This is a genomic window from Microbacterium sp. NPDC086615, from assembly GCF_040686055.1.
Classification (GTDB): Bacteria; Actinomycetota; Actinomycetes; order Actinomycetales; family Microbacteriaceae; genus Microbacterium.
Genome location: NZ_JBFBJJ010000002.1, coordinates 55,335 through 68,596 on the forward strand (window position 1 = coordinate 55,335; position 13,262 = coordinate 68,596).

The window sequence follows — 13,262 nt, forward strand, 5'->3', positions numbered from 1 at the left end:
TTTACTTGACCTCTCCAGCCGCCGCGTCGACGACGGGCGTGTCGGGGGCGTCCTTCGCCGGGCCCACGCCGACCGGGATGCCGGCCTCGGGGTGGTTCAGGTCGAAGGCGGGGCGCTCGCTACGGATGCGCGGGATCGAGGTGAAGTTGTGACGCGGCGGCGGGCACGACGTCGCCCACTCGAGCGAAGCGCCGTAACCCCAGGGGTCGTCAACCGTCACGCGAGGAGCCTTGCGGGCCGTGATCCAGACGTTCAGCAGGAACGGGATCATCGACGCACCGAGGATCATCGAGCCGATGGTCGAGAGCTGGTTCTCCCAGGTCCACCCGTCGGCCGCGGCGTAGTCCGCGTAGCGACGCACCATGCCGTCGACGCCCAGCCAGTGCTGGATGAGGAAGGTCATGTGGAAACCGATGAACAGCATCCAGAAGTGCACCATGCCGAGACGCTCGTTGAGCATCTTGCCGGTCCACTTGGGCCACCAGAAGTAGAAGCCCGCGAACATCGCGAAGACGACCGTGCCGAAGACGACGTAGTGGAAGTGCGCCACGACGAAGTACGAGTCGGAGAGGTGGAAGTCGAGCGGGGGCGACGCGAGGATGACACCGGTCAGACCACCGAAGACGAACGACACCAGGAAGCCGAGCGCGAACACCATCGGTGTCTCGAATGTGACGGACCCTCGCCAGAGCGTGCCGATCCAGTTGAAGATCTTCACGCCGGTCGGCACCGCGATCAGCATGGTCATCAAGGCGAAGAAGGGCAGGAGCACGCCACCCGTGACGTACATGTGGTGCGCCCACACGGCCACCGAAAGAGCGGCGATCGCGATCGTCGCGTACACGAGGGTCTTGTATCCGAAGATCGGCTTGCGGCTGAAGACCGGGAAGATCTCGGACACGATGCCGAAGAACGGCAGCGCGATGATGTACACCTCGGGGTGACCGAAGAACCAGAAGAGGTGCTGCCACAGGAGCACGCCGCCGTTCTCGGGGCTGTAGATGTGAGCACCGAGCACGCGGTCGGCGGCGGCGGCGAAGATGGCCGCTGCGAGCACGGGGAACGCGAGAAGGATCAGGATGCTCGTGATCAGCGTGTTCCACGAGAAGATCGGCATGCGCCACATGGTCATACCGGGGGCGCGCATCGTCAGGATCGTGGTGATGAAGTTGACCGCACCGAGGATCGTGCCGAAGCCGCTGATGCCGAGGCCCAGCATCCAGAGGTTACCGCCGACACCCGGCGAGAAACTCGCGTTGGCGAGCGGCTGATAGGCGAACCAGCCGAACCCGGCCGCACCCTGCGGGGTGAGGAAGCCGGAGACGGCAATCGTGGAGCCGAAGAGGAACAGCCAGAAGGCGAAGGCGTTCAGACGCGGGAAGGCCACGTCGGGCGCGCCGATCTGCAGCGGCAGAAGAGCGTTGGCGAAGCCCGCGAACAGCGGCGTCGCGAACATGAGCAGCATGATCGTGCCGTGCATGGTGAACAGCTGGTTGTACTGCTCTTTGGTCGGGATGATCTGCATGCCGGGCTCGAAGAGCTCCGCACGAATGATCAGCGCCATCACGCCACCGAGCATGAAGAAGATCACCGAGGCGATCAGGTACATGTAGCCGATGGTCTTGTGGTCGGTGGAGGTGATCCACTTGACGACCAGGTTGCCCTTCTGCTCGACACGCGAGGTGCTGAGCAGAGCGGCTTGACGCGGAGGGAGAGTCGTCGGGCGGGAAGCGCCCTCCTCCTGAAGCGGAAGCGTCGTGGCCATGATCACTTGTTCCCTTCGGCGCCGGCCGTCGTGAGGTTCTGCAGGCGCGACAGATCACTGATGTCGCCGACGTCACCGGCGCTGCGGAGCGAGGCGAGGTAGTCCTCGTACTCCGCGTCGCTGACGACCTTGACGTTGAAGAGCATGGCGGAGTGGTACTCACCGCACAGCTCGGCGCACTTGCCTTCGTACGTGCCCTCGCGGGTCGGGGTGAAGGACCACTCGTTGTCGCGGCCGATGTACATGTCTTTCTTGTACAGGAAGTCGATGATCCAGAACGAGTGGATCACGTCGCGCGAGCGGAGGTCGATCTTGACCTTCTTGTTCACCGGGAGGTAGAGCGTCGGCACGTCCTCGAGGTCATAACCGTCGGCCGTGGCCTTCGCCTGGACGCCCATCGAGTACACGGCGTCGGAGTTGTCTTCCTTCGTGCCGTTGTACTGGAAGTCCCAGGCCCACTGCTTGCCGTACGCGGTGATCGAGACGTCGGGGTCGTCGTACTGCGTCTCGAGCGTGTTCTGGTCACGCGCCGTGAAGGCGAAGAAGCCGACGACGAGGATCAGCGGGACGATCGTGTAGAAGATCTCGACCGGCATGTTGTAGCGCAGCTGCACCGGGAGGCCCGACTGCCCCTTGCGGCGGCGGTAGGCGATGACCGCCCAGAGCATGAGACCCCACGTGATCACGCCGACTGCGAGCAGCACGATCCAGGAGTTGACCCACAGACCGGCGACCATGTCGGTGTGGTTGGTGGCAGGCGTGCCGTCATCGACGAAGCCGGGGAGGAAACCGTGCAGCTGGGTCGTGGTGCAACCGGACAGAAGCGCGACGGACGCGATCCCGAGGGGAAGCGCAGCCCAGCGGAGGCGACGTTTGGAGGGCACAGTGCACCTTTCCGGGTCGTGGATGAAGCTTTGACAGTCTACGGCAACCTCTCACCGTTCTCAGGCCATTCGTCCAGTGCCGAGACATCGAGAACCCCCGGATTCCACGGTGTGATCCGTGGTTCCGGGGGTCCTCGAAAGACGCTCGCGGACGGCGCGCCGAGCTCAGTGGAAGCTGTCGCCGCACGCGCAGGAGCCCTGCGCATTGGGGTTGTCGATCGTGAAGCCCTGCTCCGAGATCGTGTCCTTGAAGTCGATGCTCGCGCCGTCGAGATACGGCACGCTCATGTCGTCGACGATGACCTCGACACCGCCGAAGTCGACGACCTTGTCGCCGTCGAGGTAACGCTCGTCGAAGTAGAGCTGGTAGATGAGGCCGGAGCAACCGCCCGGCTGAACGGCGACACGGAGACGCAGGTCGTCGCGGCCTTCCTGCGACAGCAGGCTCTTGACCTTGTCGGAGGCGGCCGCGGTCAGGCCCACGCCGTGCTCGCGGGTGTCGGCGGCGGACGACAGTGTGGTGTCGGTCATGGCGATGCCCTTCGGTTGATCGGTCGCGGGGACGAGACGATTCTACGCCCGTCACGCCCCCGCGGCCTCGTTCAGACGGTGCGCGCGTTCAGGCGCGTCAACAGGAGCGCTTCCGACACCACCGCGTTGCGGAACGTGTCCAGGTGCAACGACTCGTTGGGGCTGTGCGCGCGGGCGTGCGGGTCCTCCACCCCCGTGACGAGGATCTGCGCCGCGGGGAACTCTCGGACGAGGTCGGCGATGAAGGGAATCGAGCCCCCGATCCCGACATCGACGGACTCGACGCCGTACCCCTCGGCGAACGACGCGCGGGCGTCCTCAACGGCCCAGCCGCTCGTGTCGACGAGGAACGCGTCGCCGCAGTCGACGTCGCTGAACTCCAGGTGGGCACCGAACGGCGCATGCGCGCGGAGGTGCGCTTCGATCGCGGCGTAGGCGTCCTCGGCGCTCTGGCCGGGAGCGACGCGAGCGCTGATCACGACGCTCGTCGCGGGTGCCAGGGTGTTCGACGCCGACGCCACGGGCGTGGCATCCCATCCGGTGATCGTCACCGAGGGCTTGTTCCAGATGCGGCTCAGGATCGAGTCGCGCCCGATGGGGCTGACTCCCTCGAGCAGGCCCGACTCCGCGCGTAGGGTGGACTCGTCGTACGCAGGGGTCTCCGCCTCGCGGACGTGGAGGCCCTCGACCGCGACGGCACCGTCGTCGTCCCAGAGCGTCGCCAGGAGCTTCACGGTGGCGAGCATGGCATCCGGGACCGCTCCCCCGAGCATCCCCGAGTGGGAGGCGTGCTCCAGGGTCCGCACCGTCAGCGTGAAACGGGCGTTGCCGCGGAGCGACACGGTGAGGCCGGGCGTGCGGTCGTCCCAGTTGCCCGAGTCGGCGACGACGATGACGTCGGAGCGCAGCACGTCGGCGTTGTCGGCCAGGAACTGGGCGAAGGAGCGGGACCCGTACTCCTCCTCGCCCTCGATGAAGACGGCGATCCCAAGGTCGAGGTCGTCGCCGACCACGTCGGCCAGCGCGCGGATGGCGGCGACGTGGGCCATGACGCCGGCCTTGTCGTCCGCCGCGCCTCGACCGTACAGACGTCCGTCGCGCACGGTCGGCTCGAAGGGCGGCGAATCCCACAGCGCGTCGTCACCGGGGGGCTGCACGTCGTGGTGCGCGTACAGCAGCACCGTCGGGCGGCCGTTCCTCGCCGGACGAGAGGCGAGCACCGCGGGCTGGCCGAGTTCGTCGGTGCCCGGGATCGCGGCACGCTTCACCTCGACCCGATCGAACATGCCCGTTCCGCGGAACAGGTCGGCCACGGCATCCGCGCTCTTCTCGAGGGCGGACTGATCGAAAGCCGGCCAGGCGATCGAGGGGATGCGCACGAGGGCTCCCAGATCGGCGAGGGCGGAAGGGATGCCGGCGGCCGCGGCGTCGCGCACGGCATTCTGCAAGGACAGGTCGGGGGTCATGCGGGTAATCTTAAATCTCCCGATCAGCGAGCTCTCGAGGTTTTCCGTGGCAAAGTCCCCCGCCCCCGCCCCCAACGACACCCCCGTCGACCCGACGGAGACCGGTTCGGGCAAGGGGCGCGCGACGCCCTCGCGGGCAGAGCAGGAAGCCGCGCGCAAGCGCCCGCTCGTCCCCGACACCAAAGAGGCCAAGGCTCGCGCCCGCGCCGAGCTGGCCGCTCAGCGCGAGAAGGCCCGTGTCGGCATGGCCGCCGGTGAGGAGCGCTACCTCCCCGTCCGCGACAAGGGGCCGCAGCGCCGCTTCGCGCGCGATTTCGTGGATGCCGGCTGGCACCTCGGCGAGGGCGTCATGCCGTTCATGCTCATCGTCATCCTGCTGACGGTGCTTCCGGTGCAGTTCTTCCAGTACTGGGCGTTCGTCGCCCTTTGGATCTTCATCCTCTTCGTCATCGGCGACATGATCATCACGTCGATCCGCGTGAAGCGCGCCGCGAAGGACAAGTTCGGCGAGAGCAAGCTCGAGAAGGGCCTCGGATGGTACGCGGCGATGCGCACCGTGCAGATGCGCTTCATGCGCCTGCCCAAGGCCCAGGTCAAGCGCGGGCAGTACCCCGCCTGACACGCGGGATTCTTCACGAAGCGGCGTGCCCTCGGGCGCGCCGCTTCGTCGTTCCCGCCGCGACGTCGTTCCCGCCGCGGCCTCGGAAGCCGGAGCGAGATCGACGGTCAGCGGTGGCGCGTGAGACCGCGGTTGATCTGCCGGCCCCACAGAGGACCCCGGTAGAGGAAGCCCGTATAGCCCTGGACGAGGTTCGCGCCGGCCGCGAGGCGCTCGCGCACGTCTTCGGCGGTTTCCACTCCCCCGGCCGAGATCACGACGAACTCGGCGGGGACGGCCGCTCGCACCAGGCGCAGCACCTCGGCGGCGCGCGCCTTCAGCGGGGCGCCCGAGAGGCCACCCGCTCCCGCGGCCTCGACCGTGGCGGCATCCGTCGAGAGTCCGATCCGCGCGATCGTCGTGTTCGTCGCGATGAGGCCGGCCAGGCCCGCGTCGACCGCGAGTCGGGCGATGTCCTGCACCTCGTCGTCATCGAGATCGGGGGCGATCTTCACCAGGAGAGGCGTCGAGCCCGCGGCATCCCGAACCGCCGTCAGCAACGGCCGCAGCGTTTCGACGGCCTGCAGACCGCGCAGCCCCGGGGTGTTCGGCGATGAGACGTTGACGACGAGGTAGTCGGCCAGCGGCGCGAGCAGGCGTGCGCTGCGCACGTAGTCGGTGGTCGCGTCTTCGACGGCCACGACGCGGCTCTTGCCGATGTTGACGCCGATGACGGGGCGTCGCCGAGCCCGGCGCAATCGCCGGAGCTTCGCGGCCGCCGCAGCGGCGCCGTCGTTGTTGAAGCCCATGCGGTTGATGACCGCGCGATCGGCCACGAGGCGGAACAGACGCGGCTTGGGGTTGCCCGGCTGAGCGAGCGCCGTGACCGTCCCCACCTCGACGTGCCCGAAGCCGAGCGCACCGAGCCCGCGGACCATGGTGACGTTCTTGTCGAACCCCGCCGCCACGCCGAACGACGAGTCGAAGTGAAGTCCGAGCGCATCGACCCCCTGGTCGGGCGCCGGCGCGGTCACACGACGGACGACGGATGCCACGGGCTCGACGCCCGCGACACGGATCACGAGCGCAGCGAGGTGATGGGCGAACTCGGGGTCGAGACGCGTGAGGACCGTGCGGAAGAGAAGGGGATACATCCCCGCCAGGCTACTGGACGTCGTCCGTGGTACTGCTCGCAGAGACCTGACGGTGGGCGTGGTCGGCGCGCAGCTGCGCGATGGCGGCGTCGAAGTCCTCGAGAGACTCGAACGCCTGGTAGACGCTCGCGAACCGAAGGTAGGCGACCTCGTCGAGCTCGCGGAGCGGACCGAGGATCGACAGCCCGATCTCGTTCGCGTCGATCTGCGACGACCCGGTCTGCCGAATGGCCTCCTCGACCTGCTGCGCGAGCACGGCGAGGTCGGCGTCGGTGACGGGTCGTCCCTGGCAGGCCTTGCGCACCCCCGACATCACTTTTTCGCGGCTGAACGGCTCGACGACCCCCGAACGCTTGATGACGTTGAGGCTCGCGGTCTCGACGGTCGAGAAGCGCCCGCCGCACTTCGGGCATTGCCGACGACGGCGGATGCTGAGACCGTCATCGCTCGTGCGCGAGTCGATGACGCGAGAATCGGGGTTCCGACAGAAAGGACAGTGCATGCTCTCGCCGATCTATGCGGGGAAGCGGGCCGTGACGGCCTCGCCGTGTGCGGGCAGAGCCTCGGCCTCCGCGAGGGTGACGATCGCGTCGTGCACCGAGCGGAGCGCTTCGCGGTCGTACTCGATCACCTGCTGCGGGCGGAGGAATGTCGCGGCCGACAGCCCCGCGCCGTAGCGCGACTGCCCGCCCGTCGGAAGCACGTGGTTGCTTCCCGCCAGATAGTCACCCAGGCTGACCGGGGTGTAGGGGCCGACGAACACCGCACCGGCGTTGACGAAGTCCTGCGGCCGGGGATCGGCGAGGTGGAGTTCGAGGTGCTCCGGGGCGTACGCGTTGCTGAAGGCGGTCGCCTGCGCGAGGTCGTCGACGAGCACGACCGCGGACTGCGGCCCCTCGAACGCGGCGGCGACCCGCTCGCTGTGCCGGGTCGCGGCGACGCGTTCGGGAAGGGCCGCGCGGACGGCGTCGGCGAGAGCGGTCGAGTCGGTGACCAGCACGGCCGAGGCCTGCTCGTCGTGCTCGGCCTGGCTCACGAGGTCGGCCGCCACGAGCACGGGGTCCGCACCGGAGTCGGCGACCACCAGGATCTCGGTCGCGCCGGCCTCGGAGTCGGTGCCCACGCGTCCGGCGACGGCACGCTTCGCCGAGGCGACGAAGTTGTTCCCGGGACCGGTGACGACGTCGACCGGGTCGAGACCGAGGCTGGCCACGCCGGAGGCGAAGGCGCCGATCGCTCCGGCACCGCCCATCGCGTAGACCTCGGTGACGCCGAGCAGGCGGGCCGCCGCGAGGATCACGGGGTGCACACGCCCCCCGAACTCGCGCTGCGGCGGGGAGGCCAGAGCGATCTCTCGGACCCCCGCCACCTGGGCCGGGACGGTGTTCATCACGACGCTCGAGGGGTAGACCGCCTTGCCGCCCGGGACGTAGAGCCCGACGCGGCGCACGGGCTGCCAGCGCTGGGTGACGCGCGCTCCGGGACCGAGCTCGGTCACCACGGGCGCCGGGACCTGAGCGGCCGAGGCCGCGCGCACGCGCGTGATCGCTTCTTCGAGGGCCGCGCGCACGCCCGGGTCGAGGGAGTCGAGGGCTTCGTCGAGGTGCGCCGCGGGGACGGCGATCGCGTGGTCGGTCACGTGGTCGAACTGCGCCGCCTGCTCGCGCAGGGCCTCTTCACCGCGAACGGCGACGTCGTCGACGATGCGGGCCGCGATGACGAGAGCTTCGTCACGCGCGCTGTCGGCGCGCGGAACGACCGCGAGGAGCTCGGCGGGCGAGAGAACACGGCCACGGAGATCGATGGTACGGAGCATGAGACCAGGCTACCGGCCGCCTGGGAGCCCCCTTCCGCGAGAGGGGGCGCTCTCAGACTGTCGTCAGGCTTTCAGCCGCGGGTGATGCCCGACACGTCGTGCAGGTAGCCGATCCGGCCGTCGTCGTGGCGGATCACGAACGTCTCGCCGCGATCCTCGATCACGAGTGCCCACGCGGACGGTCCGATACGGAAGATCGGCGTGCCGTAGTCGTCCACGACCTCGCGTTCGACGGGCGCGAGGGCCCAGAAAGCCTGGGTCGCCGGGTGCGCGGATTCGGCGGGCGAGTCGTGGATGCCGGTGATCACATCGGTCGGGTGGTCGTCGGACGGGTTCGCGTGATCCGAAGCGACCGCGGCATCCTCTCCCTCGTGGGAGTGGTCCACGGCCGGCAGGACCGAGGTGGGCGGATCAGTCGGCGCGGGGTGGGGCCCTTCGGTCGATCGCACATAGTCGCCGGGGGTGGCAGCGGCCTCCGCGTGCGGGGCCGACGCGGCGTCGGGCGCCCGACGAACGGTCGAACGGCGAGCCGGGCGCGCCGTGGCCGGCCGCGGGACGACGGGACGAACGGGGCGCGCGTTCCGATGGGCGGGCACCTCCTCGCGATCGGCGAAGTCACCGGCGAAGGGAGGAAGGAACGGAGCGGCGACGGTCAGCACGACACCGGCGACCATCAGCACCGCCTCGACCCACACGACCCAGGAACGAACCCATCCGCCGGTGTCGATCGCGATCGACACCGTCTCCCAGAGCCACGCAACCCACACCAACGCCGCCACGGAGAAGGCGACGGACGCGAACTGGTCGATCCCGAGGGAGCCGACACGGCGGATTCCCTGCGGCGACAACCGACGGAGGACGAGAAGTCCCACGGCGAGCGTCGGCAACGCCACGGCGGGAATCCACCAGAGTCCCGAGAGCCAGACATTGCTGCCGCCGACGAGCAGTCGAGCGGCTCCGGTGACGTTGTTGTCGGGGAAGAAGGACACGAAGAACGCGACGGCCCAGATCCCCAGGAGCGAGACCTCGCGGACCGAGAAAGGGCCCACCGCGTACGACACCGCACCCCGTGCGGCGCCGGACGTGGAGGACGTGGACGGCAGTGACACGTTGTGCGTGTTGACGTGCGAACGCGCCGACATCTGTCCGGCGGCATCGCCGTGGCCCGCTTCGCGGTGACCGGTGTCGTCGCCCAGGTCGGCGTCCTCGTCGTCGACGTCACGCGAGTCCGCGCGGTCGTTCACGTCCGGGACGTCCCCGGTGGGCCCATCGGATACGGGCGTGTCGGTCTCTCCCTCGTCGACGGCGGAGGAGGGGGATGCCATGGACGAGCGCGCGAGGCGCGGACCGGACACCTCCCGGGCACCGGCCGATTGCGGTTCGTCGCCCGAGGGGCCCATGTGCGCGACGGATTCGTCAGTGCGGTCGGTCACGATCTTCCTTTCCGAGGGCACGAGAGCGCCCCGTACGGTTTTCGAGCGTGTCGCGCCGGCACCTCACGGACACCGGTGCGCGACCTCGCGCGTGTCAGCCCAGGCAGTTGGGCCCGAGCAGTCCCTTCAACTCACCGAAGAGGTCGGCGGTCACGCGAACGGGCAAAGGCACCTCGAAGACCTTTGCCGTCCCACCTTTGTGAAGCTTGAGAAGCACCTCCGTATCGCCCGCATGCCGCTGCAGCGTCTGAGCGAGCTCCCCGATCAGGGCTTCGTTGGCGCGCTGCTCCGGGACGACGAGCGTCAGGCCGCTCGCCGCGTCCATTCCCTCGAGGTCGGGGGCGAAGGCGGACTGCGCGTGCAGGTTCAGCCCGTCGTCTCGGCGGGACACGCGGCCGCGCACGACGAGGATCGAGTCGCCCTGGAGGATCGGAGCGAACTCGGCGTAGGTCTTGCCCATGAACATCACGGTGACCTCGCCGTTGAAATCCTCGACGGTCACCATGCCGTAGGGATTTCCGCTCTGTTTGGCCACGCGGTGCTGCACGCTGGTCAGCAGACCCGCGACCGTCACCTGATCGCCGTCCTGCACGTCTTCCGACGAGAGCAGATCGTGGATCGAGGTCGACGCGTGCTTCGCGAGCGGGACCTCGAGGCCCGCCAGAGGATGATCCGAGACGTAGAGCCCCAACATCTCGCGCTCGAACGCGAGCTTGTCCTTCTTCGTCCATTCGGGCCGGTCCGGGACCTTCGACACCTGCTGCGGCTCGTCCCACAGCGAGTCGAAGTCGAAACCCACCTCGCCGTTGGCTTCGCGCCTCTTGTCGCTCACGGCCCCTTCGCACGCGTCCTCGTGGATCTCGAGGAGTGCCCGACGAGTGGAGCCGAGCGAGTCGAAGGCGCCGGCCTTGATCAGCGACTCGACCGTGCGCTTGTTGGCGACGTGCATGGGCACCTTCGCGAGGAAGTCGTGGAACGAGGCGTACTTGGCATCCTGCCGGGCTGCGACGATCCCGTCAACGACGTTGGCGCCGACGTTGCGCACCGCTCCGAGGCCGAAGCGGATGTCTTCGCCGACGGCGGCGAAGAAACGGATCGACTCGTTGACGTCGGGGGGCAGCACCCTGATGCCCATGCGGCGGCACTCGTTGAGGTAGACGGCCATCTTGTCTTTGGAGTCGCCGACGCTCGTCAGCAGTGCGGCCATGTATTCGGCGGGATAGTGCGCCTTGAGGTACGCCGTCCAGTACGACACGAGCCCGTAGGCGGCTGTGTGCGCCTTGTTGAACGCGTAGTCGGCGAACGACTCGAGCACTTTCCACAGCGTCTGCTGAGCGACCTCGCCGTAGCCGCGCTCGGTCATCCCGCCGAAGAAGATCTCTTTCTGCTTGTCGAGCTCGCTCTTCTTCTTCTTGCCCATCGCACGGCGCAGCAGGTCGGCCTGACCGAGCGTGTACCCGGCGACGCGCTGGGCGACGGCCATCACCTGCTCCTGATAGACGATCAGGCCGTAGGTGGTGTCGAGGATGTCGGCCAGCGGCTCTTCGAGCTCGGGATGGATCGGCTCGATCTCCTGCTGCTTGTTCTTTCGCAGTGCGTAGTTGATGTGCGAGTTCACGCCCATCGGACCCGGGCGATAAAGGGCCAGCACGGCCGAGATGTCCTCGAAGTTGTCGGGGCGCATGAGGCGCAGCAGAGAGCGCATGGGCCCGCCGTCGAGCTGGAACACGCCGAGCGTGTCGCCCCGCGCGAGCAGCTCGTAGGATGCCGCATCGTCGAGCTCGAGGTCTTCCAGCACGAGTGGATGACCCCGGTTGGCCTCGATGTTGTCGAGCGCGTCGTTGATGATCGTGAGGTTGCGCAGCCCCAGGAAGTCCATCTTGATCAGGCCGAGCGACTCGCACGCGGGGTAGTCGAACTGCGTGACGATCTGGCCGTCCTGCTCGCGACGCATGATCGGGATGATGTCGATGAGCGGCTCGCTCGACATGATCACACCGGCCGCGTGCACGCCCCACTGGCGCTTGAGGTTCTCGAGCCCGAGGGCCGTGTCGAACACGGTCTTCGCCTCGGCGTCGGTCTCGATGAGGGTGCGGAACTCGCTCGCCTCTTTGTAGCGCGGGTGCTCGGGGTTGAACATGCCGTCCAGCGGCATGTCTTTGCCCATCACGGCGGGGGGCATGGCCTTCGTGAGCTTGTCGCCCATGCTGAAGGGGAAACCGAGCACACGCCCGGCGTCTTTCAGCGCCTGCTTGGCCTTGATCGTGCCGTACGTGACGATCTGCGCGACGCGCTCGTCGCCGTACTTCTCGGTCACGTACTGGATGACCTCGCCACGGCGACGGTCGTCGAAGTCGACGTCGAAGTCGGGCATCGAGACGCGGTCGGGGTTGAGGAACCGCTCGAAGATGAGGCCGTGCTGCAGCGGATCGAGATCGGTGATCTTCATCGCGTAGGCGACCATCGAGCCGGCGCCCGAACCGCGACCGGGACCGACGCGGATGCCGTTGTTCTTGGCCCAGTTGATGAAGTCGGCGACGACGAGGAAGTAGCCGGGGAACCCCATCTGCAGGATGACGTCGGTCTCGTACTCGGCCTGCTTGCGCACCGCGTCGGGAATGCCGCCCGGGTAGCGGTCCTGCAGGCCGTTCTCGACCTCTTTGATCATCCAACTGCCCTCGGTCTCGCCGGGCGGCACCGGGAAGCGCGGCATGTAGTTGGCCGAAGTGTCGAACTCGACGTTGCACCGCTCCGCGATGAGCAGCGTGCTGTCGCACGCCTCGGGGTGGTCGCGGAAGACCTGGCGCATCTCGGCGGGCGACTTGACGTAGTAGCCGTCGCCGTCGAACCTGAAGCGCTTGGGGTCGTCGAGCGTCGAGCCCGACTGCACGCAGAGGAGGGCGGCATGGCTCGTCGCGTCGTGCTGGTGCGTGTAGTGCAGGTCGTTGGTACCGACGAGGGGGATGCCGAGGTCTTTCGAGATCTTCAACAGGTCGCCCATGACCCGGCGCTCGATCGACAACCCGTGGTCCATGATCTCGGCGAAGTAGTTGTCTTTGCCGAAGATGTCTTGGAACTCTGCCGCCGCGGCACGGGCCGCCTCGTACTGGCCCAGGCGCAGACGCGTCTGCACCTCTCCGGACGGACACCCGGTCGTCGCGATCAGTCCCTTGCTGTAGGTCTGCAGCAGCTCGCGGTCCATGCGCGGCTTGAAGTAGTAGCCCTCCATGCTCGCCTTGGACGAAAGCCGGAAGAGATTGTGCATTCCCTCGGTCGTCTCGGACAGCAGGGTCATGTGCGTGTATGCACCCGAACCCGAGACGTCGTCGCTCTGCTGCTCGGGCGTGCCCCAGCGCACGCGCGTCTTGTCGGAGCGGTGTGTTCCCGGCGTGACGTAGGCCTCGATACCGATGATCGGCTTGATGCCCGCGTCTCTCGCGGTCTTGTAGAACTCGAACGCGGCGAAGGTGTTGCCGTGGTCGGTGACGGCGATCGCGGGCATGCCCTGTTTGACGGCCTCTTGCACCATCGGACCGATGCGCGCGGCTCCGTCGAGCATCGAATACTCGCTGTGCACGTGAAGGTGAACGAAGGAGTCTGCTGCCACGTGACGAG

The 13,262-nt window shown here is 67.9% G+C and carries 10 protein-coding genes; 1 reads left to right on the forward strand and 9 read right to left on the reverse strand.

Translation table 11 applies throughout. The features are described from left to right. Nucleotide 1: 1 nt before the first annotated feature. From ctaD to AB0O24_RS02585, 4 genes are all read right to left on the reverse strand, one after another. Nucleotides 2-1,765 (reverse strand): cytochrome c oxidase subunit I, encoded by a 1,764-nt coding sequence (ctaD, locus tag AB0O24_RS02570; protein WP_363372338.1) that lies wholly within the window; start codon nucleotides 1,763-1,765, stop codon nucleotides 2-4. Nucleotides 1,766-1,767: 2 nt separating this feature from the next. Then, nucleotides 1,768-2,649 carry a cytochrome c oxidase subunit II gene (coxB, locus tag AB0O24_RS02575; RefSeq protein ID WP_275796954.1) on the reverse strand — a complete coding sequence of 294 codons (882 nt, stop codon included), beginning with the start codon at nucleotides 2,647-2,649 and terminating at the stop codon, nucleotides 1,768-1,770. A gap of 165 nt (nucleotides 2,650-2,814) precedes the next feature. Then, entirely contained in the window at nucleotides 2,815-3,180 is a 366-nt protein-coding gene (locus tag AB0O24_RS02580; protein ID WP_275796952.1) for an iron-sulfur cluster assembly accessory protein, read from the reverse strand. Nucleotides 3,181-3,251: 71 nt separating this feature from the next. After that, a complete protein-coding gene (locus tag AB0O24_RS02585) occupies nucleotides 3,252-4,646 on the reverse strand; it encodes a dipeptidase (RefSeq protein ID WP_363372341.1) in 1,395 nt (464 codons plus the stop codon). 46 nt (nucleotides 4,647-4,692) lie between these two features. On the opposite strand from AB0O24_RS02585, the gene AB0O24_RS02590 reads away from it, so the two are divergent. Further along, complete coding sequence (locus AB0O24_RS02590; protein ID WP_363372343.1) at nucleotides 4,693-5,265, forward strand: DUF3043 domain-containing protein; 573 nt, start codon at nucleotides 4,693-4,695, stop codon at nucleotides 5,263-5,265. Between the two features lie 107 nt (nucleotides 5,266-5,372). Here AB0O24_RS02590 and AB0O24_RS02595 read toward each other — a convergent pair whose 3' ends face one another. The 5 genes from AB0O24_RS02595 to dnaE all read right to left on the reverse strand — a co-directional run bounded on the left by AB0O24_RS02595 (nucleotide 5,373) and on the right by dnaE (nucleotide 13,254). Next, the gene (locus AB0O24_RS02595; RefSeq protein WP_363372346.1) at nucleotides 5,373-6,398 is read right to left on the reverse strand and encodes a quinone-dependent dihydroorotate dehydrogenase; all 1,026 of its coding nucleotides are present in this window, start codon (nucleotides 6,396-6,398) and stop codon (nucleotides 5,373-5,375) included. Nucleotides 6,399-6,408: 10 nt separating this feature from the next. Further along, a complete protein-coding gene (gene nrdR / locus AB0O24_RS02600; protein ID WP_058595995.1) occupies nucleotides 6,409-6,900 on the reverse strand; it encodes a transcriptional regulator NrdR in 492 nt (163 codons plus the stop codon). Nucleotides 6,901-6,912: 12 nt separating this feature from the next. After that, entirely contained in the window at nucleotides 6,913-8,214 is a 1,302-nt protein-coding gene (gene hisD / locus AB0O24_RS02605) for a histidinol dehydrogenase (RefSeq protein WP_363372348.1), read from the reverse strand. Nucleotides 8,215-8,285: 71 nt separating this feature from the next. After that, on the reverse strand, nucleotides 8,286-9,647 hold the full coding sequence (locus AB0O24_RS02610; RefSeq protein WP_363372351.1) for a hypothetical protein: 1,362 nt from the start codon (nucleotides 9,645-9,647) through the stop codon (nucleotides 8,286-8,288). Between the two features lie 94 nt (nucleotides 9,648-9,741). Further along, a complete protein-coding gene (gene dnaE, locus AB0O24_RS02615; protein ID WP_363372353.1) occupies nucleotides 9,742-13,254 on the reverse strand; it encodes a DNA polymerase III subunit alpha in 3,513 nt (1,170 codons plus the stop codon). Nucleotides 13,255-13,262 lie beyond the last annotated feature (8 nt).